General features: G+C 61.4%; 21 protein-coding genes. 11 read left to right on the plus strand and 10 right to left on the minus strand.

The window, feature by feature from the left end:
* Window positions 1-18: 18 nt before the first annotated feature.
* From RIG82_07660 to RIG82_07680, 5 genes are all read left to right on the plus strand, one after another.
* On the plus strand, window positions 19-822 hold the full coding sequence (locus RIG82_07660) for a fumarylacetoacetate hydrolase family protein (GenBank protein ID MEQ9460811.1): 804 nt from the start codon (window positions 19-21) through the stop codon (window positions 820-822).
* Between the two features lie 361 nt (window positions 823-1183).
* Window positions 1184-1987, plus strand: coding sequence for a hypothetical protein (locus tag RIG82_07665; protein MEQ9460812.1), 804 nt, complete (start codon window positions 1184-1186; stop codon window positions 1985-1987).
* Between the two features lie 154 nt (window positions 1988-2141).
* Entirely contained in the window at window positions 2142-2855 is a 714-nt protein-coding gene (locus tag RIG82_07670) for a hypothetical protein (GenBank protein ID MEQ9460813.1), read from the plus strand.
* 253 nt (window positions 2856-3108) lie between these two features.
* Window positions 3109-3861 (plus strand): hypothetical protein, encoded by a 753-nt coding sequence (locus tag RIG82_07675; protein ID MEQ9460814.1) that lies wholly within the window; start codon window positions 3109-3111, stop codon window positions 3859-3861.
* A 245-nt stretch (window positions 3862-4106) separates the two neighbouring features.
* On the plus strand, window positions 4107-4496 hold the full coding sequence (locus RIG82_07680) for a 2Fe-2S iron-sulfur cluster-binding protein (GenBank protein MEQ9460815.1): 390 nt from the start codon (window positions 4107-4109) through the stop codon (window positions 4494-4496).
* Window positions 4497-4522: 26 nt separating this feature from the next.
* On the opposite strand, the gene lpxC is transcribed toward RIG82_07680, so the two are convergent.
* The 4 genes from lpxC to bamA all read right to left on the minus strand — a co-directional run bounded on the left by lpxC (window position 4523) and on the right by bamA (window position 9574).
* A complete protein-coding gene (gene lpxC / locus RIG82_07685) occupies window positions 4523-5365 on the minus strand; it encodes a UDP-3-O-acyl-N-acetylglucosamine deacetylase (GenBank protein MEQ9460816.1) in 843 nt (280 codons plus the stop codon).
* A gap of 12 nt (window positions 5366-5377) precedes the next feature.
* Window positions 5378-6415 (minus strand): UDP-3-O-(3-hydroxymyristoyl)glucosamine N-acyltransferase, encoded by a 1038-nt coding sequence (gene lpxD, locus RIG82_07690; GenBank protein ID MEQ9460817.1) that lies wholly within the window; start codon window positions 6413-6415, stop codon window positions 5378-5380.
* Between the two features lie 22 nt (window positions 6416-6437).
* Window positions 6438-7040, minus strand: a complete 603-nt coding sequence (locus tag RIG82_07695) for an OmpH family outer membrane protein (GenBank protein ID MEQ9460818.1) — start codon at window positions 7038-7040, stop codon at window positions 6438-6440.
* A 176-nt stretch (window positions 7041-7216) separates the two neighbouring features.
* Window positions 7217-9574 (minus strand): outer membrane protein assembly factor BamA, encoded by a 2358-nt coding sequence (gene bamA / locus RIG82_07700; GenBank protein ID MEQ9460819.1) that lies wholly within the window; start codon window positions 9572-9574, stop codon window positions 7217-7219.
* Window positions 9575-9803: 229 nt separating this feature from the next.
* Here bamA and RIG82_07705 point away from each other — a divergent pair, with 229 nt between their 5' ends.
* From RIG82_07705 to RIG82_07725, 5 genes are all read left to right on the plus strand, one after another.
* Window positions 9804-10937 carry a thiamine pyrophosphate-dependent enzyme gene (locus tag RIG82_07705; GenBank protein ID MEQ9460820.1) on the plus strand — a complete coding sequence of 378 codons (1134 nt, stop codon included), beginning with the start codon at window positions 9804-9806 and terminating at the stop codon, window positions 10935-10937.
* Window positions 10938-10978: 41 nt separating this feature from the next.
* On the plus strand, window positions 10979-11410 hold the full coding sequence (locus RIG82_07710) for a hypothetical protein (protein ID MEQ9460821.1): 432 nt from the start codon (window positions 10979-10981) through the stop codon (window positions 11408-11410).
* An 87-nt stretch (window positions 11411-11497) separates the two neighbouring features.
* Window positions 11498-12541, plus strand: a complete 1044-nt coding sequence (locus RIG82_07715; GenBank protein MEQ9460822.1) for an alpha-ketoacid dehydrogenase subunit beta — start codon at window positions 11498-11500, stop codon at window positions 12539-12541.
* Window positions 12542-13554: 1013 nt separating this feature from the next.
* Entirely contained in the window at window positions 13555-14283 is a 729-nt protein-coding gene (locus RIG82_07720; GenBank protein ID MEQ9460823.1) for an FkbM family methyltransferase, read from the plus strand.
* Window positions 14284-14418: 135 nt separating this feature from the next.
* Entirely contained in the window at window positions 14419-15795 is a 1377-nt protein-coding gene (locus RIG82_07725) for a dihydrolipoamide acetyltransferase family protein (protein ID MEQ9460824.1), read from the plus strand.
* A 30-nt stretch (window positions 15796-15825) separates the two neighbouring features.
* On the opposite strand, the gene RIG82_07730 is transcribed toward RIG82_07725, so the two are convergent.
* Window positions 15826-16449 carry a CIA30 family protein gene (locus tag RIG82_07730; GenBank protein MEQ9460825.1) on the minus strand — a complete coding sequence of 208 codons (624 nt, stop codon included), beginning with the start codon at window positions 16447-16449 and terminating at the stop codon, window positions 15826-15828.
* Between the two features lie 24 nt (window positions 16450-16473).
* A complete protein-coding gene (locus tag RIG82_07735; protein ID MEQ9460826.1) occupies window positions 16474-17307 on the minus strand; it encodes a ZIP family metal transporter in 834 nt (277 codons plus the stop codon).
* Between the two features lie 182 nt (window positions 17308-17489).
* On the opposite strand from RIG82_07735, the gene RIG82_07740 reads away from it, so the two are divergent.
* A complete protein-coding gene (locus RIG82_07740) occupies window positions 17490-17882 on the plus strand; it encodes an S-adenosylmethionine decarboxylase (protein ID MEQ9460827.1) in 393 nt (130 codons plus the stop codon).
* 78 nt (window positions 17883-17960) lie between these two features.
* Here the strand turns inward: RIG82_07740 and ppk1 are convergent, their stop codons facing one another.
* The 4 genes from ppk1 to RIG82_07760 form a co-directional block, all read right to left on the minus strand.
* Entirely contained in the window at window positions 17961-20282 is a 2322-nt protein-coding gene (gene ppk1 / locus RIG82_07745; GenBank protein ID MEQ9460828.1) for a polyphosphate kinase 1, read from the minus strand.
* A gap of 72 nt (window positions 20283-20354) precedes the next feature.
* Window positions 20355-21515 carry a hypothetical protein gene (locus tag RIG82_07750; protein MEQ9460829.1) on the minus strand — a complete coding sequence of 387 codons (1161 nt, stop codon included), beginning with the start codon at window positions 21513-21515 and terminating at the stop codon, window positions 20355-20357.
* Window positions 21516-21521: 6 nt separating this feature from the next.
* Window positions 21522-22562, minus strand: coding sequence for a terpene cyclase/mutase family protein (locus RIG82_07755; GenBank protein MEQ9460830.1), 1041 nt, complete (start codon window positions 22560-22562; stop codon window positions 21522-21524).
* Window positions 22559-23233 carry a hypothetical protein gene (locus tag RIG82_07760; GenBank protein MEQ9460831.1) on the minus strand — a complete coding sequence of 225 codons (675 nt, stop codon included), beginning with the start codon at window positions 23231-23233 and terminating at the stop codon, window positions 22559-22561. Before RIG82_07760 ends, RIG82_07755 begins: the two co-directional genes overlap by 4 nt.
* Window positions 23234-23237 lie beyond the last annotated feature (4 nt).

The raw sequence follows: 23237 nt of genomic DNA on the forward strand, positions 1-23237 counted from the left end.
GCGTGAAGGAGCGTCCAGATGCGGCTGATCCGATATCGGAGTCAAGAGGGTTTAGTTTGTTCCGGCGTGGAACTGGACGCCGGTCGTGCCGAGCGGCTGGTCGGGGACCCCGTGCGCGAGGGCGTGGTGCGGTCGGGCGAGGTGGATAAGGTTGAGGCACTGCTGTCGCCGGTGCTGCCGGGCACAATCTACTGCATCGGGCAGAACTACCGGAAGCACGCGATCGAGACAGGGGCGGCGATTCCGGAGAACCCGGTGATCTTCATGAAGCCCGTGACGGCGGTCCAGCACCCGGGCGGCCCGGTGCGCATTCCCAAGGCTTGCTCGCGGGGCGATGAGGTGGATTATGAAGTGGAGCTGGCTGTGGTGATCGGCAAGCACGGCAGGGATATCCCCGAAACACAGGCGCTCGAGCACGTGTTCGGTTACACCGTAGCGAATGACATTTCAGCACGGCGCTGGCAGAAGCACGGGGGCGGGGGGCAGTGGATTCGCGGAAAGAGCTTCGACACGTTCTGTCCCTTGGGCCCGGCGCTGGTGACGACGGATGAGATCCCGGACCCACAGACGCTGGCGTTACGGACGACGGTAAACGGGGTGGAGATGCAGAAGAGCAGCACCAGCGACATGATCTTCGGCGTGACGAAGCTGATCAGTTTTCTAAGTGCCGACACGACCCTGGAAGCAGGAACGGTGATTCTGACCGGGACCCCCGAGGGGGTTGGCTTCACGCGGAACCCACCCGTGTTCTTGCGGGCGGGTGATGAAGTCTCGGTGGAGGTGAAGGGGATTGGCGTGCTGACGAATCCGGTAGAGGCTTGAGGACGGGTGTGACCCCAGACTTGGTGTCTCCTGCGCCGAGCCCATTCACCCTTTTATGGCCGTTACCTTCATCCCAAGCCCCGGCCTGGACCCGCCAAGACTGAGGCCAACCAGCCACACCAACCCCCTCAAAAACCCAAACCCCCACCCCGCTTCGAAAAAACCAAACAAACCCTAAACCCAACGCCACAACGAGCCCAAACACCACTACGGGTTTTCCACCATTCTCTATAAAAACACTTGCACAGCCACCGCCACCCCGTAAATTTAATAGTAGCGTTCTGACAGAAACCTAGGAGAGGCCCCACAACACCCAACCCCCGGGACCCTCCATCAACCATCCCCACAGGAGACGGAAGAGATGAACACCACGCTGAAGTCCGCCATCGCCATGACCACCCTGATGATCGCCACCGCCCCCGCGATGGCCTACTTCCAGGGCTTCGAAGACCCCGCCTTCGCCCCAGGTGACCCCAACGACTGGAACAACTTCACCGGAACCATCACCCGCGCCACCTCCGGCACCGCTGGCATCACCTCCGCCACCGGCGTCGCCCACGCTACCGTCTCAGCCGACTCCTCAGGACCCTTCACACGCCTGGGTGGATACAGCTCGACCTTCGGACCCGGCTTCACCGCATCCCTCGACGTCTACCTCGACACGTCGTGGGTAAACGGCCAGGGCTTCGACTACTCCGTCGCCGTCAACAACCAGGCTGGCGACCACCTCCGCGACTTCATCTGGCACGTCGGTGTCGATTCTGGCTCACTCCTCGTCAACGCATCAAACAACACTGATTTCGCATTCAATGCATTTAAACTCAACAACGAAAACGGCGGAAACAACTACACCGTCGCCTCCACCGGCTGGTACACCTTCGAACAGGTCTTCTACGACAACGCCGGCGCCCTAGCCGTCGACTTCAACCTGCTCGACAACCTCGGCAACACCCTCTACTCCATCACCCGAAGCACCCCCACCGACCTGATAGCATCCGTCGTCGGCGGAAACCGCTACGGCTGGATGACCTACAACAACATCGATGGGCTCGCCGTCGATAACACCTCGCTCTCGGCCAACGGCACCGTCATCCCCACCCCAGCCGCCTTCGGCGCCGGACTCATCGGCCTCAGCCTCGTCGCCCTCCGCCGTCGCTCTGCCTGATCCACAACCCAACTAAACCACCAACCAAAGCCCACCCGAAAGGGTGGGCCTTTTCATGCACCCACACCCCCTACAGGTATTCCCACGCTTGACGGCGCCCCAACAACAGCTTCTGATTTGTTATCTGTCTCGTCACATCTCTAGGAGAGGACTCATGAAACACACCGCCCCCCTTCTCGTGGCACTCTTCGCTACACCCGCCCTCGCCACCACCGTCACCATCGACGCCTACACCTTCGACCTCGACCAGTTCACCGGTGCCGCCGTCACCTACCGCACCGACGCTTCAGGCGGAACCGTCGACTTCGACGGCAAACTCTGGGACAACGAGGCGGGCGTCGATGGCTTCACACCAGGTGAGCTCGCCGCAGGACAGTTCGGCTCCGACCCAGGCGACCAGATCACCCTGCAAAAACGCTCCTCACCCGATTGGTTCCAACTCACCTACGCAGGTGCCGGTATCCCCATCGGCGGAACCAACAACGACACGTTCGTTGTCTACGAGATCACCAGCTCCAACTCAGGCGTCGACCTCGAAGGCACCAGTTGGAAAATCAGCTTCAACGGCGGAACCCTCATCAACGCCTCCTCCGGCACCGCCTCCTTCCTCACCTATCAACCCACCGCAGAAAACGTCAACCAGATCGCCTTCGACCTCACCAGCTTCGGCTTCTCCTCCGGCGACTTCCTCAAGTCCGTCTACATCGAAAACATCGACTCCGGCTCCGGAACCTCTGACCCCGACTTCATCTTCACCGCCCTCGAAGGCATCACCGCCACCGGTGGCCCTACCGTCATCCCCACCCCAGCAGCCTTCGGCGCCGGCCTCATTGGGCTCAGCCTCATCGCACTCCGTCGCACGAAGTAAGACCCGCCGCAGGCGGGCCGATCACGCTAAACCGCCCCCACAACCCAATCCCCCCCAAAGACCCAGGTAACTGGGTCTTTTTTATCCCAAACTTAATCAGTTATTTCGTGACCCGAGTAAATACCCTCTAAACGCAACGCGACACTTGCATAATGCCCTGAACGGTGTACCCTAGTAGAGAGTTATGCGATTTTATATAGATCGCTTCCGAGGAAAGAGACACACCACAACCCCCGAGAGAAGAGGAATCACCATGAAGAAGCTTGCACTTTTGACCGCCGCCCTCATCGCATCACCCGCTATGGCCGCCGACGTCACCCCCGACGTCATCTTCGGTTCCGGCAACGCCAACGGCTCCTTCACCGTCGATCAGAACATCAGCGTCGAGCTCGGCCTCCGTGCCAAGCTCCGTCATGGCCCTACCGGTGCCCCCGCCAATGTTTTCAACTACGACGGCACCGACACCTACTACTTCGTCGCAGGCGTCGCCCCGACGCAGTCCTTCCCTACCGCCGAGTGGTCCTTCGAGTGGTCGATTAACTCCGACTTCGACGGCTCCACCGGCTGGACCCTGGGCGATCTCACCTACGAACTCGCCATGACCTCCGACGTCGGCACCTCGATCACGGCGTTTGATCCCATCAACGCCTTCAACCCCGGCACCGGTTCCGTCCAGTGGGACCACGCGATGGGTGACAACAGCACCGGCAATGGCGCCGGCGTCTCGATCTCCAACGGCGTCTCCGATGCCGCTGGCTACGCCACCAACATCGGCAGCCTCAATGTCGCCCAGAACTCCTGGAAGCCCCACTGGTTCACCCCCGGCTTCAACCCCAACGCCGTTGGCAACTACGACTTCACCCTCAAGGCTTTTACTCAAGGTTTCTTAGGGCGTGTTGAAGTCGCCTCGACCTCGATGACCGTCCAGGTCGTCCCCACCCCCGCCGCCTTCGGCGCCGGCCTCATCGGCATGGCCGCCGTCCTGCTCCGTCGTCGCTCGGCCTAAAGCAACGACAACCCATGATCCCCACCAAGGGCCGACGCGAAAGCGTCGGCCCTTTCTCTTGCGCCAAACCACCAGCGCGCGCACCAGACCGACCATCCCGCCAACTCCGGGCCATCAACACCCGCCCCGCCGAAAACACAAAACACGCAGGATCGTGCGCACCAACTTCGTCTAGAATGACCCCGTAAACCACGTTTGATTGACGACCCCGGTCGTCTCCGCGCTGTTTGGAGCCAAAAATGCACATGAAAGCCACCAAAGTCACCGGCCCCAAGGTGGTCCCCATCCGCTTCCTCCTCGAAGACCCAAAACCCCTGACAGGCAAGGACTTAAAGGAAATTGACCTCAAGGCCGCCGTCGGCCAGTCCGTCCTCGAAGTCGCCCTCGACAACAACATCAACATCGAACACGCCTGTGGCGGGGTCACCGCCTGCTCCACCTGCCACGTCTATGTCGAGCAAGGAGAAGAACTTACCAACGAACCCGAAGACGAAGAACTCGACCGCGTCGACGAAGCTCCAGGCGTCCAGATCAACTCCCGACTCTCCTGCCAGTGCCGAATCCAACAACAAGGCGAACTCGTCATCAAAGTCCCCGCCTGGAACCGAAACGCCGTCAAAGAAGTCCCTCACTAGACCCGAACCACACCTCCGCCGCTGGTCTAACCGTAGATTTCCAAGAGCTTTACAGCCATCGCCCGGTTCAGCGCATGCCCCGACTTCCGCGCCGTGATCCGCCCCACCAACGGCCGCCCCACCAGCGACAAGTCCCCAATCAGGTCCAGCAGCTTGTGCCGCGCCGGCTCATCCTCAAACCGCAACCGGTTCGGCCCCAACGGCCCCGAATCACCGACCACCAGCAGCGACTCAGGCGTCAAATGCTTCCCTAAGCCCTGATCCCGAAGGGCCTTAGCCTCCTCCTCCAACACAAACGTCCGCGCTGGCGCAACCTCCGTCGCATAATCCTCCACCCCCGCCTGATAGCTCGCCACCGACCGACCCAGAAACGGATGCGGGCGGTAGTCCAGCTCGTAGCTAAACACCGTCCCCGCCTGATCTTCAGGCTCACACACCACCTCACCGCCCCCGCCTTCAAGTCGAACCCGCTCCCGGATCACCAGCGGCTCAACCTCCCCCTCAAGCCCCGTAACCCCTGCCTGAACAAGAGCTTCAACAAACCCCGCCGCCGAGCCGTCCAGCGCCGGCACCTCGGGCGCATCCATCTCGATCCGCAGGTCCGTGATCCCCAACCCCACCACCGCCGACAGCACATGCTCCACCGTTTCCACCATCACCCCATCCACCGCCAGCGTCGTCCGCCGAGGCTGGTCGATGGCATACTCAACCCTCGCTGAAATCAGCGTTTGCGACGCATCCACCCGGACAAACCGGACCCCCGCACCGGCCGCATCAGGACAAAACGTCAACCGCACTGGCGTACTCGAAAACAGCCCCACCCCCTCCAGACGCGCCGGTCGCGCGATCGTCTTCCGAGGGAATCGCATCACCCTAAACCCCTATTTCTTCTTGAGTTGCCGGATCAGACCCGGCAGCGACTTAAGCCCCGCGATCTCGCGCATCCAGTCGCGCATCGGCTTCGCCGGGAACCCGCCCCACGTCTCACCCGCTGGCACATCAAACCCGACCACCGCCGCACCCGCGACAATCGCGCCCGCCCCGATCGTCACATGGTCACGAAGCACCACCCCACCCGCGATCGTCGCCCCGTCCTCGATGGTCACCGACCCCCCGACGCCCGTGTAACCCGCGATAATCACAAGATTTCCGATCACGCAGTTGTGCGCAATCTGGACCAGATTATCAATCTTGACTTGGTTCCCGATCGCCGTCGGGCCGAACTTCCCGCGATCAATACAGCTGTTCGCCCCGATCTCGACATCGTCGCCGATCGTGACCGTCCCGATATGTGGCACCTTGATGATCGCCGGCCCACGCTCATCCTCACCCAGCCGGAACCCAAAACCATCGGTCCCGATCGACACGTTGGGGTGAAGCGTGCACCGCTCGCCAATTGTGCACCGCTCGCGGACCACAACCCCTGCAAAAAACTCGGCTTGCGCTCCGATGACCACATCCGCATCGATATGCACGTTCGCGTGCAGCGTGCCCTCATCCCCCAGGCGCACACGCGGACCGATCACGCAATGAGGCCCGATGCGCACGTTCTGACCAAGGCTCGCGCTCGGATCAATGACCGCGGTCGGGTGGATGCCGAGATCGGGCTGGTAGTGAGGCGGGGCGAACAACGCCAGGGCCTTGGCCATCGCCAGGTCAGCACTCACCACGGTGATGAGCGCCCGCCCGTCACCCGCTTCCAGCTCCACGCCATCAGTAATCAGCGCTGCCGAGGCCCGGGAGTCTCTCCACTGCCCCGCATATTTGTTGTCGCCGATGAATGCCATCTCGCCGGGCTGGGCGAGCAGCAGGGTGTTCAGCCCGGTGACCCGCAGGTCATCGGGGCCGCGCAAGACACCGGCGAGCTGTTGGGCCAGCTCGCCGGTGGTGTACGTAGGCGGGGTGGGCGTCTCGGCCATGGGACCTTGGGACGCTGGTGACTCAGCGGGCCTTGAAGTTGAGGTTCATGCGGTTGATGACCGCGTCGGTGATGTCCACGTCGTCGCTGGCCCAGATGATCTTGCGGAGCTGGACCTGAGCGGTGGCCTGCTGGGGGGTCTCGAAGCGCTCCTGGAGATCGTTGTCACGGAACAGCACAACATCGATGCCATTCTGCATCGCCACGTCCTCGATCGCATCGACAGCGTCGGCGTACAGGCTCTTGATGAGGCGGGCGCCCTCGAACTGCAGCTTGCCCTGCTCCCACTTGAGCCAGTTCTCGGCCTCGTAGTTGGCTTCCTGGATCTGCTCGATGCGCTGGCGGTGGTTGGCGGACCCGGGCTCGAACAGGTCAAGCTCGTTGCGGAGCGCGGTCAGCGACTGGCGCCGCTGTTCGGCCTGCTCCTGGACAGCCTCACGCTTCTGATTGATGCTGGCTTCGAGCTGTGACCTCATATCCGAGGCAGCGAAGACGCGTTGGAGGTCAACCACGGCGACGGAGGTTGGTCGCGCGGCGAGTTGGCCTTGGGCGATGACCCCGCCAACGAGTCCCGAGACGAGCAGGGTGAGTGAGGCGACGAGGATGGTCCACTGGCGAGTGTTCATGTCGATTCCTTGTGATGAGCGATCGCGGGATGTCGATCCGCGCGTCTGGAAGAGTCTGTTTTATCGCTCGTTGTTCTATCAGGATGGGGTGGGGGGGGCAATGCGGGTGATCCGCGCGGGTTTCCTCGGGGATTACGCCGATGAGCCCGAGCCGGTTCGGCTTTTCGGGGCCCTGTTTACTGGAACGGGAGTGAGATATCGAAACTAATGAGCTGTTCCTCGTCGGTGGACTCGGCGAGAATGGGGAAGGCGAAGTCGATGGCGAAGGGGGCGGCCCCCAGGAAGGGTGCCTTGATGCGGAAGCCGAAGCCGATGGAGGCCCGCCAGTCTTCGAGACCGGGGTCGGCCAGAACGGTGCCCTGATCGAGAAAGACAACACCCCGGAGGAAATCATCGAGGAGGGGTCGTTCATACTGGAGCCCAAGGAGGAGACTAAAGTCTCCACCCACCGAGTCGTCGGTCTGCCGTGGCGGGGCGGGCGTTGAGCGGATGCCGCGGGGGCCGACGCCCCGGAACTCGAACCCGCGGAGCGTGCGGTGGCCGCCTGCGAAGAGGCGCTCAAAGATGGGGGCTTCGCCGTCTTCGATGATCAGGGCGGATTGCAGGCGGAGGGAGAAAACGGATTTTCTACCGCGGTAGTCGGTGTCGATGGGCCAGAACTTCCGGAAGTCAGCGTCGATGACGTTGAAGTCAAAGTCTCCGCCCATGGCTCCGACGTTCTCGATGCCGAGCTCCAAGGAGCTGCCCGTTGTGGGGTAGATCGGGTCGTCTGTGGTGTTACGCCGTATGGAGAAGCCGAGCCCGGTGACGAAGTTGTCGCCCTCGACTTCGAGGACGTCATCGGGGGCGTCGCTGTCGGGGTCGGAGATGCCGACGTTCTCAAATCTCGTTCGGGCGCGGGCGGACCAGATGTCGCCAAAGCGTTGCCCGAAGGAGAGGTTCAGGGCGGCTCGCTCCTCGTCGAAGTCGCTGCGTTCGAGTTCGCGGAGGACACCCGAGACGGTGAAGAAGAAGTCGGTGTCCAGAAAAGCGGGCTCGCCGAAGGAGATGGCGTACTCGGAGTTCTCGGTGCCCGGCTGCAAGGAGAGCAAGAAGTTCTGCCCGGCCCCGCGAAAGGCCTCGATACGGGCCAGCTCAGCGAAGGATTCAGGCCAGTCGAGGATGTCGAAGTTGCGCTGGGTAATGCGCACCCCGCCCGACAGGCCGGCGTCAGAGCTGATCCCGGCACCGAAGGTGATGAAGCCGGTGTTCTGTTCTTTAATGTCGATAACAACGTCGCGGGTGTCGGCGTCAGGCCCGGGGATGATGGTGACTTGCGGCTGGGCGAAGAGCCCGGACTGCTGGAGGCGACGCTGGGTGGTTTCTCGGCCGTTGCCGTCAAATCGGCGGCCCGGAGTCATCCCGCGAACCTCGCGGAGAATAACCTTGGTGCGGGTCAGGTCGTTGCCCTTGACCGTGATCTTCCCGACGTTGGCCGGTTCGCCCTCGCTGGCGGTGACAAGCACATCGACGACCGCTTCGGTCTCGCGGTAGAGCGGTTCGATGTTGATGGCGGTATCGAGGTGGCCCATCGTGCCGTAGAGGTTGTCGATGGCATCAATCGAGTCACGGGCTCGTTCCTGACTGTAGTAATCGCCGGGCAGGAGTTGGAGGTACCGGCGGACCTGAGCATCGGGGAAGAGGGTGACGCCCTCGATACGGATGTCGCCAACGCGGTACTGCGGGCCCTCTTCGATGTCGAAGGTGACGATGGCGTCGGTCTGATCGGGGGAGAGGTCGAGCCGCCAGCCGACGCGGGCATCGAGGTAGCCGCGGGCGCGGTAGTACTGGCGGATGGCTGCGGCATCCAGGTCGAGCTGCTCGCGGTTGAGCCGGCCCTTGCGGAAGATCAGCAGCGGCGTGTCGGTCACGATCTCGGGGCGGAGACTCCGGGCTTCAAACGCCGTGTTTCCCTCAAAACGGATGTCACGAACCTTGATGCGGGGGCCTTCGCGAACACGATAAATGAGGATGCGCTCGTCGCGCAACAGCGCCTCGTTGATCTGGACGTCAGCGGTAAAGAAGCCGGCCTCGCGGTAGAGGCTCAGGACGGCCAGGCGGCCCTGGTCGATCAGAAATGTGTCGATGGGGTCGCTGGCGCGGAGCTGGATCCCGGCGAGGAGTTCGTCATCGTCAAGGGCCTTATTGCCGACGACGCCGACGGCGGCGATGGCGTTGAGTTCGTCAACAGAGAAAGTAACGATCGCGCTGCCATCGGCGTCGGCCTGCCAGCGGACACGGACCGCGCCGAAGCGGCCGAGGTGAGTGACCCGAGCAATGTCGTTTTCGATCACGTCGGGGTCGTAAGGACCACCAATACGCGAGCGGATCTGATTGCGGACAAGGGATTCGGGGACATCCCGGAGTCCTTCGAGGCGTATCTGTGAGATGACCCTGCCGGTCGGGTCCGGGGGGGCGGATTGGGCCACGAGGGTGCCTGTGAGGAGGAGGCAGGCCAGCAGGGCGGTCAAAATCGGGCCCGGGGTCGGCCGCACGCGGGCGCCTCCGTGGGGGTGTGTAGGTCGGAACAAGCGTCAGGCAGTGTAATGAAGTCTGCGCGAGATGCCGATGTCGGATGCTGTGGATCACTTGCGGGTGTCCCAGGCGCGGCCTAGACTTAAGGGTCCGGGAACCCGGATTTCGGTCGGCGTTGGGGCACATCCGAGGCCTCGGAACCCTGTTCGGCTAGCCTCGCGGCTCGGCCAGACCCCTGAAGGAGTCGCCATGACCATGGCTACGGAGGAGGCCGCCACGGCCAGCACACGCCCGAGCGACACGCTCTCCTCTGAAAAGATGCTTGAGATGCTGTGGATGCTGCGTCTGATTCGTCGCTTCGAGGAGCGCACGATGCAGAGCTACATGCAGCAGAAGATCGGCGGGTTCTGCCACATCTACATCGGCCAGGAGGCCGTGGCGACGGGGATCTGCCAGACGCTCCGCCAGGAAGACCCGATCGTCGGGGCTTATCGAGACCACGGCTACGCGCTCGCCAAGGGCATGGACCCGCGCTACTGTATGGCCGAGATGTTCGGCAAGATCACCGGCTGTGCCAAGGGCAAGGGCGGGTCGATGCACATGTTCGACAAGCCCAACCATATGTACGGCGGGCACGCGATCGTCGGCGGGCAGTGCCCGCTGGGCGTGGGACTGGGCTTTTCGATTCAGTACGAGAAGAAAGACAACGTCGCCATCTGTTTCCTGGGCGACGGGGCGCTGAATCAGGGCGGATTCCTGGAAGCCATGAACCTGGCGGCGATCTGGAATCTCCCGGTGATCTTCGTGCTCGAGAACAATCAGTATTCGATGGGCACGCACATCGCGCGGGGTACCTCGATGGCCGAGGACCTGGCGGCGAAGGCGGAGGCTTTCGGGATGCGCTACGCCGAGTGCGACGGCCACGATGTGCTCGATGTCTACGACGTGTTCACCCGCGAGGTCGAGAAGACCCGCGGCGCCGAGAACCCCCAGTGGGAGCGCGGGGCAATCCCCGAGTACCGACGCGAGGGCCGGACGCCGGGGCCCGCGTTTGTGAACGCCAAGACCTACCGGTATCAGGGCCACTCGATGTCGGACCCGCAGAAGTACCGGAGCAAGGACGAGGTTCACGCGGTTCAGGAGCGCGACTGCATCGAGTCGCTCGAGCGGGCCCTGCTGGAGCGCGGTCTTGCCGAGCAGACCCAGCTCGACGAGCTGGATGCGAAGGCAAAGGAAGTTTCCGCCGACGCCGTGAAGTTCGCCGAAGAATCCGAGCCCCTGGGCCGGGACGAGTTGTTTACCGACGTGTACGCCAACCCGTATGGGCCGTACAAGCACGGCGAGAAGGTCCAGATCCTCAAGGATGCTGAGGGCGACGCTTGAGTCGTCCGGTGATGGTTGACCCGAATCCAAGGAAGATCCCGATGCGTCTAACCGGTCTGCTCGTCGTGGTGATGCTTTTTGTCGGCGGCGGCTGCCGTTACACCGACGACCTGCCCGTCGAGGGGCGGAGCTTCTTTATGTATGGCGAGATCGGGACATCGACTGAGTTGCAAATCGAGTCGATCCTGGCGGTCCGCGGCGGGACCGTGGCGACGCACCTCAACGAAGAAACATCGGTGGTCATCCGAGGCAACGAACCCGCAGGCGTAACGCCGATCGAAAAGACGGTATCGGAAGACGAGGCGATCACCCAGTGGGCGATTAACGAGACGGCGTCCAATCATTTTCAGCACCTCGAGCAGCGGGCCGAGAAGTTGGGTGTCGAGGTGATGACCCCCCAGCGCTTCCTGAACCTCGCGCGGCGCGAGGAAGTCGACTGGATGAAGGTCCTCCGCCTGGGCTTCGGCGATTAGCCCCCCCCACAACGAACCCGCCTCCCCATAACGCCCCAAGCACGCACCACGTTTGACGAATAACCCCGCGTAGAGAGAGTTCAGCCCATGGTCGCCAGTGACCGGAAGATTCAGTACCGCGAAGCCCTCCGCGAAGCCATGCAGGAGGAGATGCGTCGTGATGAGCGCCTGTTCCTGATGGGCGAGGAGGTCGCGGAATACAACGGGGCGTACAAGGTCAGCCAGGGGATGGTCGAGGAGTTCGGTCCGCGCCGAATCGTGGACTCGCCGATCTCGGAAACCGGTTTCGCCGGCCTGGGCGTCGGCGCAGCGATGTACGGGCTGCGGCCGATCATCGAGTTCATGAGCTGGTCGTTCTGCCTGGTCGCCGCCGACCAGATCATCAACAACGCACCCAAGATGCTCTACATGTCCGGCGGGCAGTTCGGCTGCCCGATCGTCTTCCGCGGCAACAACGGCGCTGGCGGGCAACTCGGATCGACCCACTCCTGGTCAGTCGAGTCGCTGTTTGCCCATGTTCCCGGCTTGAAGCTGGCTGTTCCCTCCACACCCCGTGACGCCAAGGGCCTGCTCAAGGCCGGCCTCCGCGACGCCGACCCGTTCTTCAACCTCGAATCCGAACGCATGCTCGGCATGGGCGCGCGGGGCGACAAGGATTACTCCCGCTACCTCCATGGCGGGAAGTGGGCCCCGCCCGAGGGCGACGAGGACTTCGTGATCGACCTGGGCGTCGCCGACATCAAGAAAGAAGGCGCGGACGTTACGATCGTGTCAGCCGGACGCCCGGTGCACTTCGCGCTCGATGCCGCTGAGGAACTCGAGAAAGAAGGCATCGACGTCGAGGTCGTGGACGTGCGAACCTACCGGCCCCTGGATATCGAGGCGATCGCCAAGTCGGTCAGGAAAACCAACTACGCCGTGGTGGTGGACCAGAGCTGGCCGTTCGCCTCCGTGGGCGCCGAGGTGGCAGCACAGATCTACGAGCGCTGCTTCGACGACCTCGACAATCAGGTCTTCCGCGTGCACAGCGACGACATCCCCTCGCCCTACAACCGCGAGATGGAACACGCATTCCTGCCCAACACCAAAAAGATCATCGAGGCCGTCCGGGCGGTGACGTATAACCTTTAAATCCCGGGTGTAGTCAATGACTGAAAGTATATATGACGCGGTTATTCCGCCAATACCGGAAAATTCTCCGTATATAAACAGCGTTGGCTTTTTTAACGAACTAAATTCTTGCGGCCTGCCTGCCTCAGGGCTTTATAGCCGCGATCTATTTTATCATGCAGGAAGAGCACTTAACCGCACTGGCCTATATGGACGCCTGGCAAATTTACGTAGGAAAACACATATAGTCTTTGTTGGCTACAACCAAGTAAGGTATTTCGCACCACGTGGAACTTTGTCTCAAATTATTCCCTGGTGCCTTGATACCTGGCCAGGGGAGGACCACCTGCTTAATAGAATATTGTGTAGATATGGCGTAAAACGGGCCGCCTTCGGGCAGCGCATGTCTTGCGAGAGGTGGCGTAAGCTTAAACCCGATGTAGACTTCTGCTGGATTCCTGAAAGTGCTAACCCGGAAGATTATTATCAAAATGCCGATTTAAGCACACGCTCCATGCTGTTACTTGAGTATGGCCGGGGATTGCCTGAGATCTCTGAGCAAATTAAGCGGTCGGCCAGTCATTTCGGCTGGTCTTATTCACCAGTGGAGGCCTCCCGACAACGGTATACGAGTTGGCGAGATCTTCGAGTCGCGCTCGGACAAAGTCGGGCAATTATAGCCCTTCCTCGTTCTATAACGCACCCACTGGTTGCTGGGGGTTGCGAGACCATGTCCTTGCGATACCTCGAGGGCATCGCATCTCGGACCATCCTGCTTGGCCAATGCCCCCAAGAGCTCTTTGACTTATTTGGTTTCGACCCCGTCATCCATGTAAACAAGAACAATGTCGTCGATATCCTGGCCGACATCCAAAACCATCCCTGCGATTACCAAGAGCATGTCGACAAATGCTACGGAAGATTCCTAGAAGCAGGAACACATCACGTGAGGGCGAGGCAGCTTTTGCGCTGGATTATGAAAGATTAGTCGTATTTGCAATACGACTACACCCATTTCACCTAAGGATTCGTATATGCGTGCGTGGATCAAAGAGAGACTTCAATTATATCTCAAGTCTCATGGCCTCAAAATTACTTACGACCGAGACGAGCGGATGGTTGATGATTTTGACCTGCTTACTTTGCTACTAAATAGTAATGGGCTTAATGTCAATCAAATCAATTCAATAGTTCAGATTGGTGCCAATGATGGCCTGGCTATGGATCCGGTTGCTAGGCTTATTCAACAATCCAACGCACGCGCATATTTGGTTGAGCCGCTTCCCGATCGTTACGAGAAGCTGGCTGGGCTCTATGCCAACAGTAGCCGTGTAACTACTATTCGGGCCGCTTTAAACGATTCAGATGCCGAATCAATGTTATGGCGCGTTGCCCCAGACAATAAAGCGCTGGCGAACTTATCTGTTTATTCAAGTTTTGATCGTTCTAAACTTGAACGGCAATACTCAGCATATTCTGGATTGGGGGGCAGGATTGTCGGTGAGGCTGTGCCGTCTCTAACGGCCGAGACATTTATTAATAAGTATCGTATTGACAACATTGACCTGCTTCAGGTTGATACGGAGGGTTGGGATGCAAGGGTGGTAAATTGGTTTCTGGACTGCGGGATCCCGATTCGGGCAATCAACTATGAGCACGTCCACTTATATGGCCAAGAGGACCGTGGTCTACTTTCTAGGCTTAAAGGCGAGGGGTACCGTTTGGCAAGATATGGCTTAGACACTACCGCGATCCGGGATTGATGCCTGAGCTTTGGCGTATGGTTCACGGCTGCCTCCGTTATCCGCTCCCGTTTCATTGGCTGTAGATCACTATTAGAGATTACTGCTGGATCTCGACTAGAATGCTTTCTCACACGCCCACTGGAGACCGCCGCTATGCCGATCACGATTGAGATGCCTCGCCTGTCGGACACGATGGAGGAGGGGACCCTGCTGAAATGGAACGTGGCGGAGGGCGACAAGGTCGCGGCGGGCGATCACCTCGCGGACGTCGAAACCGACAAGGCCACCATGGAACTCCAGGCCTTCGACGATGGCACGGTCGCCAAGATCGTCATCGGCGAAGGCGACACCGTGCCCATCGGCGAGACCATCCTGATCCTCGCGGCAAAAGGTGAGTCCGTCGAAGACGCGGCCAAGGCCGGTGCCTCCGGCGGAGGTGGGAACAAAAGCTCAAAAACAACTCAGACTCAGACCGACACCCCAGAGGATGACAAAGATGATGATGACGGGGATGACGATGGGGGAGATGCACCGAAAGATGAGCCGTCGAATGGTGCGGCCACGACGACCAAACAGGCTTCGACCACGGCGAGTGTGCGGATCCGTGTGAGCCCGCTGGCACGCAAGCTGGCGGAAGAGAAGGGCCTGGACCTGGGCTCGATCGAGGGCTCGGGACCCGACGGCCGGATCATCAAACGCGATATCCTCAAAGCAGAGTCGGGTGGGGCCGCCAAGGCAACAGGAGGCGGCAAGGCGATCCCCGAGGGCCAGCTCAGCAAGGCCCCCATCGGCGGGGGCACGCCCTCTCCCGCGACAACCTCCGTCAAACTTGAAGCCAAAACCATCAAGCTCTCGGGGATGCGCAAGACCATCGCCAAGCGCCTGGTCGAGAGCAAGACCACCGTCCCGCACTTCTACGTCACCCAGGCGGTGCGCATGGACGCCCTGCTGGAACTCCGAGCCACCCTCAACCAGCAACTCGAGGTCCAGAAGGTCAAGCTCTCGGTCAACGACTTCATCCTGCGCGCAGTCGCGCTGGCCGCGGTCCAGCACCCGGTCGTCAACAGCTCCTGGGGCGGCGACTCGATCCAGCAGCACGGGACGGTGAGCATCGGCGTCGCGGTGGCCCTCCCGGCCGAGCGCGGCGGTGGGCTGGTGGTCCCGGTCGTCCGCGACGTGCAGAACAAGGGCCTCCGGACGATCTCCGAGGAGATCCGGGCGCTGGCCAGGAAGGCCCGCGAAACCGGCCTGACGCCCGAGGAGATGGCCGACTCGACGATCGCCGTGTCGAACGTCGGGATGTTCGGTTCCGAAGACGTGCTCCCGATCATCAACCCACCCAACGCCGTGATCCTCGGCATCGGCGCAGCGCTCCCGACCCCGGTCATCAAGGACAGGGCCGTCGTGCCAGGACACGTCATGCGCATCACCCTCTCAGGCGACCACCGCGTCGTCGACGGCGCCGCCGCCGCAGAATACCTCCAGACCCTCGCCGCCATGCTCGAACAGCCCGCAGGGTTATTGGTGTGAGGCTCGCTTAACTGACGCCTCGGTCTCGGGTCAACGAACCACCTCGATCCAATCCACATCCAACCGAAACGGCCCGTCGCCGGTGTCGTTGAGAATGAACCCGAACTGGACCGCCCGGTCGCCATCCAGCGGCTCGGCGCGGACCGGGTTGCCGTGAAAGGAGGGGATGAGGTCATCAAGGTCGATGGCGACGGTCTGCCATTGACCCGGATGCACGTCCGGGTCCAACGGCAAGTCGTGGCGGTGCAGGATCGTGCGGGGGCGGGTCGGGAGGTTGTCGATCACGAGCAGCCGGTAGGGCGTGCGGCCATCGGATCGGACGCGGAGGCGGATGTGGGTGGCGTCGCTCAGCGTGCCGGGCTCAAGCCGTAGTCGAACAGACGAAAACCCCCCGCCGTTGGTGTTGATCGACCCGGAGAAAGTCATCACGCCATCCTCGAACCCGACCCGCCCCAGAGAGCGCCCGCCCATGACGTTGTCGTTGACCATCCGCCAACGCCGGTTGTGAGCCGGGTCGGTGAAATCGGTGAGTCGGGTCGTTTGGGAGGATTCCGCAGCGGGCTCCGCAGGCTCAGGTGAAGGTCGGGTGCCACAAGCGGTGAGGCTGAGTGAAAACGTGGCAACACAGATGGCGAGAAGTCGTCTTAAGTCCATGGGCGACTGTAGGCGGGGTCGCGCTCACAACACCACCTGCACCAGCAGCATCGCGCAAAAACCGAGCGTGAACGCCCAAGCAATCGGGGTGGGTTTTTCTTCTTCGAGAGCATGGGGGATCAACTCAAGGACGATCAGAAAAATCATCGCGCCAGCGGCAAAGCCCATCAGCAGAGGCATCAGCGGCTGAAAAAACCACGCCAGGAGCACCGCCGGGATGGCGGCGAGAGGCTGTGGAACCGACGTCAGCACCGCCGCCCAGAAACAACGCCAGATCGACGCCCCCGCAGCCCGCAGCGGAATCGCCACCGCCAGCCCCTCCGGGATATTGTGGATCCCGATGGCCAAAGCCAGCACCGGCCCGAGGTTCTGCGTCAACTCCGCCGCGTCCGACGTGTACCCCGTGCCCACAGCGACCCCCTCGGGAATCGAGTGGACCGTCATGGCGATCAACACCAGCAGGCCGACTCGCCCTCCCCAGCCCGCGTGTTTCTCCGGCTTGCCCGAAGCGGCCAGTGCGAGGGCCGCGTCCTCAGGCTCGTGGCCGAGGAAGCGATCGGTGAACGAGAGAAAGCCCGCCCCGAGGAGGATGCCGATGAGGATGGGGATGATGTGGCCTAGATCGACCTGATATTCGCCGGGGCTCTGGCCCATCTGCAGGGCGGGGAGGATCAGGTTGTAGACCGACGCGGCAAACATCAGCCCACCCGCGACAGCGTAGCCCAGCCCCTTGTGCCTCGCCGGGTCGATGGTCTTCAGCGCGAGCGGCAAAGCACCCAGGCCGCAGGCGAGGCAGGCAAGGAGGCCAGCGACGAAGGCCTTGCCGAGCACGTCGAGGGGTAGGGACTCTGGGTTCACCGCATCAGCGTACCGTGTGGTGTTCTTTCTCGCGCGGCGGCAACGAATGCCAAAGTGGCGGTCAGATGAGAATTATTGCAAATCTTGAGTCGTCACTCTTGTAACGAGGGGAAACGAACGATACCGTTCTCCGTTCGCGCCACAAGGTGTGGTGCCCCGCCTTTTGTTGGAGGTTTTATGCGTTGCTGGAACACAAACATCTGATCATCCGTGCCGATACCCTCCGCACCCCCAACTCGGTGGAGCAGACCATCGAGTGGTTCAATGAGTTGGTCGAAAAAATCGGCATGAAGCTCGTTGACCTGCCCAACAACCCCAACTGCTTCTACATGGATACGCCGGGGAATCGAGGCCTGACCTGTGTCGGGATCATCGAGACATCTCACATCGCCCTGCACTGCTGGGACGAGGGTGAGCCGGGCATGCTGCAGCTGGACGTCTACTCGTGCAAGGACTTTGATCCCGAGGTCGTTCTCGATCATCTCCAGCAGTTCGAGCCGACGCGCGTGCTCTACAAGCACCTCGACCGCGACAAGCACCTGATCGAACTCACGCCAGCCGAGAGCCTCGCTTAACCCTCACGATCGACCTGACGCTGTTGAACCCGTGGGCTGCAAGGCCCCCGGGTTTTTCTCCTGCGCAGACGTAACGGTTCAGCGTCGGTCGGTGAGGGACCTGCGGGGGACCAGCCGGTCGTTGGTGCCCGGGCGCAGAGCCTCGGCCTCACGGCGGTGGAGCTTCATCAGCGTCTTGTGTGTGCCACGAGCTTCGCTCTTCGGCGTCTTGGGCCCGGGCTGACGCTGGATGTAGGAACCATCACCGTGCATGTCCCAGGCCTGCCTCTGGTCCGTCAGCATGATCTCGATGATCGTGCTGAGACGACGACGGGCAAACGCATCAACAATCGGTGTGATGCACTCGACCCGGTTGTTGAGGTTGCGGTACATCCAGTCGGCGGAGCCGATGTAGTACGCCCCAGGCCTGAGGTCTTCGGTGGCCGACTCACCCCGGTTCACCGGGTGGTTGTGGAAGTAGTAGATACGTGAGTGCTCAAGGAAGCGGCCAATCACCGAGACGACCGTGATGTTGTCCGAGAGCCCGGGAACGCCCGGCCGCAGGCAACAGAAACCCCGAACGATCAGGCTGATCTTGACGCCCGCCTGCGAAGCCTCATACAGACGGTTGCAGAGCTTCTTGTCTTCGAGGCTGTTCATCTTGGCAACGATCAACGGGCGGGCGGGGTCATCGGGGTCAGCCCCACGTTCCTTCCAGGCGGCGCAGTGCTCGATCTCACGGTCGATCATGGCGTTAAAACGCTGACGCATGTTGATCGGCGCAATGAGCAGGTGCTTAAACTCCGACATCGCACTGCGGCCAGTGAGGAAGTGGAAAAGCTCAATGAGGTCTGCCGTCAGCTCCGGGCGACAGGTCAACAGGCCGTGGTCGGTGTAGAGATTGGCGGTGCGCGAGTGGTAGTTGCCGGTGCCGATGTGGGCATAACAGCGCATGCCCTCCGGCTCGCGGCGGACGACCAGCGTCGTCTTGGTGTGCGTCTTGTAGCCGACCAGCCCATAGACAACGTGAATCCCAGCCTTTTCAAGGCGCTGAGCAAGCTGCACATTGCGCTCTTCATCGAAACGAGCCTTGAGCTCGACTAGACAGACGACCTGCTTCCCGCGCTCCGCCGCCTTGATCAGCTCGGGGATGAACGGCGAGTCTTCGGAGGTGCGATATAGCGTGGCCTTGATGGCGACGACGTTGGGATCGGTCGCCGCAGAACGGATAAAACGCTCGACGCTTGCGGAGAACGATTCATAAGGGTGATGGAGAAACACATCGCCCGCGCGGATCACCGAGAAGATATCGGCCTCCGTGTCGGCCAGGCGCGGGGGTGTCACCGGAGTCCAGGGGCTGTGTTTGAGGTCGGGGCGATTGACGCTATGGATCGACCACAGGTCGGTGTAATCGAGTTCGGCGGGCATCTGATACACGTCGGCGTCATCCAGACCCATCTCCTCGATCAGGAAACGGTTCATCGGCACGCAGGGGTCGTCATCGACTTCGAGACGAACCACGCGAGCAAACCGCCGGTCTCGAAGCTCCTGTTCGATGAGGTCGAGCAAATCCTCAGCGTCTTCCTCATCGCGTTCCACATCAGCGTTGCGGGTGATGCGAAAAGGCTCAACCTCAACAATCTGCATGCCCTGGAAAAGACGATGAAGGTTATGCCAGATGATCTGGTCGAGGCGGATGAAGCGCTCGTTCTGGGCGTCCGAGGTCCCCAGCCGGATCCAGCCGGGCAGAACCTTGGGCACCTTGACACGAGCAAACTCCAAATTCTCTTCCTCGCTGAGTTCGCGCTGACGCTCGTTGTCGGTGTACCGGCGGCCAGAGCCCTCGCCCAGCGGGCGGAGCATGACGCCCAGCGACCGACTGAGGTTGCTCATAAAAGGAAACGGGTGGCCGGGATCAACCGCGAGAGGCGTGAGGATCGGGAAAACATTCCGATCGAAGTAGTCGGTGGCAAAAGCACGCTCGTCTTCGCTCAGCTCCGCCCAGGTCAGCAAGTAAATGCCCTCACTGGCTAACGCGGGCCGGACAAGCTGGGTATAGCATTGGGCCTGCGCCTCGATCATCGGGAGGATGGCCTGGCGGATGGCGTCGAGTTGTTGTTCAGCCGTGAGACCATCAGGCGTGCGCGTCGCGACGCCAAGCTGGATCTGTCGTTTAAGCGCACCGACACGCTTCTGCACATACTCATCGAGGTTCGAGGTGAAGATCGCCAGAAAAGCAGCGCGTTCGAGCAGGGGCGTGCGCTCGTCGATCGCCTCGTGAAGGACGCGGCGATTGAACTCAAGCCAGGCGATCTCCCGATTGAGAAAACGACTGTCCGCCGCATCCGGCTGAGGAAGGGGACCCACCTCGATCGATGAGGCGGCGTAAGAAGCACTGTCGATGGGGTTGCTGTTGGTCATAATGAGTCCATGAAAGCCACATTCTAGCTCACTGGCATGAAGGGCATAGACGGCTCCTCACGAATGAGGCTTCTAGAGTCCCAGACGCCGGTTCCGAGGCGAAGCGAGAAGCACCTCCGCGTCACGGATCAGCAGGCGATCGAGCACTGGCCCATGCTGCCCAGCGTCAAGATCAATCGTCAGCAAGCCAGGGCTTTCAGCCACAAGGTTGATGATGTGCTCAGGCGTCTGGGCGTCGATCTCGACGGATCGCGGCCGGGCTGATCCAATCGCCAGATTTGCGATCATCGACGGCCAGTGAAGATCGGCTTGGGGGATGGAAGGGTCGAGTTCCAAGCGAAGCGTGACGGCCAGCGTGTTCTCAGGCAGATCAAACGCAACCGCAGCGGGCGCGTGAAGCCTGAACCCTTCGTGGTCCCGAGAAGACCCAAGCGTGATACCAAATACATCCGCAGGCCTGGTCTCACGCATCGGCAGGTCGGTCAGCGAGACGAGTCGCAGACCCTGACGGCGAAGGTCGATGCTAAAGACACTGGCCGCAGGAAGCTGCGTGGTGCGTGTCCCGAGAATCGGCCGCAGAGACCACAAACCCCGGGCAAGGGTCACGCCTTGGGCATCGATGATCGTGCCGTCGAGGAGCGTGAGCCGGTCGAGACTCGGCGGTTCAGGGGGAGTAACCGCGCGGACGATGGCCGCGATAGCGCTCAGAGGCAGGTCGAGAGGCTCCTCGGCACCCGGCGTCAGGAAGCGAACCTTGTCGGCGACCAAGGTAATCAAGGTGCCATCAAGCTCGTCACCATTGGTGAGGATGATCCGGTCAAATCCATCGGGCGGGACGATCGGAGCGGGCAACGGCATCAACCGCATGGCTCGGACACTAGCGAGCGGAACGATCAGGCGACCAAGGCCGGGGTGATCAACGACGATACCCTCGCCGTCCTGAGTCGGTCGGATCGTACCACGCAGAAGTTGACCATCAGCAAGATCGATCGCGGGGGTCAGGGTCGCGTCAGGCGGCGAGACGCCAAGACGCGTGAGCCGAGTGATGTCAGCGACTGGAATCGTCAGCGGTTGATCATCCGTGTCGAGCCCGGAGATCGAGGTCGCACCAAGCTGCACCGGACGCAGCGTGCGTAGATCGAAAGAACGATCCATCAGACGCCAGCTGTCGCCGATCGCCGGGCTCACTAGAAGGAGCATCAGGAACAGGAATAAGGTGATGGGATGACGCATGGGCTCTCAACGTTCAAAGATGGGAAGCAGGCGATTGGGCATCTGCAGCACCAACAACGCCATCGCGGTGGAGTAGGTCGAGCCATGATTACCCTGCCAGGAACCGTCGGCCTGCTGCCGTGCGAGCAACTCCGCGCGGATGGCCGGGTACCACGAGCGCCAGTGCTCATCACCAGCCAGAAACATCGCCTGCACGGCGTAGTACTGACCGTAGTAATAATGCCCGCCCTGCTGGGCTCGCCCTGCGCCCGGCTGGAACTGCTCAAGATAAGCAAGGGCGGAGTCAATCTCATCGCCCTCGTAAATGCCCGCGTAGTAGAGCGAAGCCAGACCAGCGGCAGAGCGAGGAAAAGCGGACCCACCCGCACCGGTCATATAACGAAACCCGCCGTCATCAGGATTCTGGCATCGGCGGACATACTCGACGGCACGCTCGATCGTCGCCTTCGGTACAGAGAGCCCCGCGTTACGCGCCGAACGCAACGCCATGATCTGGCAGATCGTCACCGAAATATCGGCGTCTGCAGGAATCGGCTGGTAACGCCACCCACCCTCGTGATTCTGACTCGCAACAATGAGCTGCACCGCACGACGCAGCGCCGAACGAACCTGACGGTTCCCCGTCATCCCATAGACCTCGCCGAGAAACAGCGTCGCAAAACCATGGCCGTACATCGGTCCATGCGAGGTATCGGCGGCCAACAGACCAGCATCCGATGAACTCGACAGCACAAAGCTCAGACTCTGATTAAGCAGCTCGCCGTGTGGTCCACGATCAGGCATGTGCCCATCGGCCATAAACGCAAGACTGACCAGCGCGGTAATGCCGACGTGGCGACCATATCGATCGGCCCCGAAGCTGCCATCCTCAGCCTGAGCCTGGGCGAGATAAGCCAGCCCGCGCCCAACAGCTTGTGTCACCTCAGGCGTAATCTCAACAAAGCCCGGCGCGCCAACCGGGCCCGCCTGTGGACTGGAGATCGCGGGCGTCAGGAGCAATGCCAACGCCGTGAGCCAGGTGACCGTAATGAGTCGCTTTCGGATCATGGTCGTGACTCATTCTCCAGATCGGCGAGGGTGCGAAAGTAGGCCTCAGTCTGCTGGCGATGCGTCGGACTAAACGGTTCGCTCAGGCTCTCGGACAGTTCCTGTCGGAGCCGCGGCGGGAGGTTGCCCCATTCCCGACGCAGCTCCTCGATCGGGCGCGGCGATGCGGTCGTAGACCCTACCCCGCCCGGCGAGAACGAGCCCTCACTGGGCACGGTCTGAGCAGGCACCGGCTGGCCCGCAGCGGGAACAGGCTGACCCGGCACCGGCTTGGGCTGCTCTGCGGGACGCGTCTGCGGTGGTGGTGATGAGGAACTGGAACCGCTCTGCTGCTGGCGGAGCTGCTCGATGAGTCTGTCGAGCTTGTCGAGAACCTCCTCCTGCAGGTGCTGCGTCGACTCGCTCGGGTCGAGGTCGAGCCCAAGTCGACGGGCTGCAAGCTGCATGTCCTCCAATGCCGACTGAAACAACTCGTTGGGGTCACCCGGCGTGATCATGTCCTCAAGCGATTGATCCGCCTCAAGCGGGATCATCGGCAGTTGCTCAACAGGAACCGGCTCGCCGAGAAGCTCGTCAAGGGTAAGCGGTCGCTCCCCATCAGTACCCGCAGCCCGCGCGACCGCGGGCATCGTGATCAGCAGGATCAGCGACATATAAAACAAATGACGCATCAAC

It is taken from the genome of Phycisphaeraceae bacterium (assembly GCA_040222855.1).
In the GTDB taxonomy this organism is placed as follows: domain Bacteria; phylum Planctomycetota; class Phycisphaerae; order Phycisphaerales; family Phycisphaeraceae; genus Mucisphaera.

What these genes read in the sequence shown, in the direction of transcription:
- RIG82_07660 (MEQ9460811.1), top strand. Translation starts at nt 19, where the DNA reads ATGCGGCTGATCCGATATCGGAGTCAAGAGGGTTTAGTTTGTTCCGGC.
- RIG82_07665 (MEQ9460812.1), top strand. Translation starts at nt 1,184, where the DNA reads ATGAACACCACGCTGAAGTCCGCCATCGCCATGACCACCCTGATGATC.
- RIG82_07670 (MEQ9460813.1), top strand. Translation starts at nt 2,142, where the DNA reads ATGAAACACACCGCCCCCCTTCTCGTGGCACTCTTCGCTACACCCGCC.
- RIG82_07675 (MEQ9460814.1), top strand. Translation starts at nt 3,109, where the DNA reads ATGAAGAAGCTTGCACTTTTGACCGCCGCCCTCATCGCATCACCCGCT.
- RIG82_07680 (MEQ9460815.1), top strand. Translation starts at nt 4,107, where the DNA reads ATGAAAGCCACCAAAGTCACCGGCCCCAAGGTGGTCCCCATCCGCTTC.
- lpxC (MEQ9460816.1), bottom strand. Translation starts at nt 5,365, where the DNA reads ATGCGATTCCCTCGGAAGACGATCGCGCGACCGGCGCGTCTGGAGGGG.
- lpxD (MEQ9460817.1), bottom strand. Translation starts at nt 6,415, where the DNA reads ATGGCCGAGACGCCCACCCCGCCTACGTACACCACCGGCGAGCTGGCC.
- RIG82_07695 (MEQ9460818.1), bottom strand. Translation starts at nt 7,040, where the DNA reads ATGAACACTCGCCAGTGGACCATCCTCGTCGCCTCACTCACCCTGCTC.
- RIG82_07705 (MEQ9460820.1), top strand. Translation starts at nt 9,804, where the DNA reads ATGACCATGGCTACGGAGGAGGCCGCCACGGCCAGCACACGCCCGAGC.
- RIG82_07710 (MEQ9460821.1), top strand. Translation starts at nt 10,979, where the DNA reads ATGCGTCTAACCGGTCTGCTCGTCGTGGTGATGCTTTTTGTCGGCGGC.
- RIG82_07715 (MEQ9460822.1), top strand. Translation starts at nt 11,498, where the DNA reads ATGGTCGCCAGTGACCGGAAGATTCAGTACCGCGAAGCCCTCCGCGAA.
- RIG82_07720 (MEQ9460823.1), top strand. Translation starts at nt 13,555, where the DNA reads ATGCGTGCGTGGATCAAAGAGAGACTTCAATTATATCTCAAGTCTCAT.
- RIG82_07725 (MEQ9460824.1), top strand. Translation starts at nt 14,419, where the DNA reads ATGCCGATCACGATTGAGATGCCTCGCCTGTCGGACACGATGGAGGAG.
- RIG82_07730 (MEQ9460825.1), bottom strand. Translation starts at nt 16,449, where the DNA reads ATGGACTTAAGACGACTTCTCGCCATCTGTGTTGCCACGTTTTCACTC.
- ppk1 (MEQ9460828.1), bottom strand. Translation starts at nt 20,282, where the DNA reads ATGACCAACAGCAACCCCATCGACAGTGCTTCTTACGCCGCCTCATCG.
- RIG82_07750 (MEQ9460829.1), bottom strand. Translation starts at nt 21,515, where the DNA reads ATGCGTCATCCCATCACCTTATTCCTGTTCCTGATGCTCCTTCTAGTG.
- RIG82_07755 (MEQ9460830.1), bottom strand. Translation starts at nt 22,562, where the DNA reads ATGATCCGAAAGCGACTCATTACGGTCACCTGGCTCACGGCGTTGGCA.
- RIG82_07760 (MEQ9460831.1), bottom strand. Translation starts at nt 23,233, where the DNA reads ATGCGTCATTTGTTTTATATGTCGCTGATCCTGCTGATCACGATGCCC.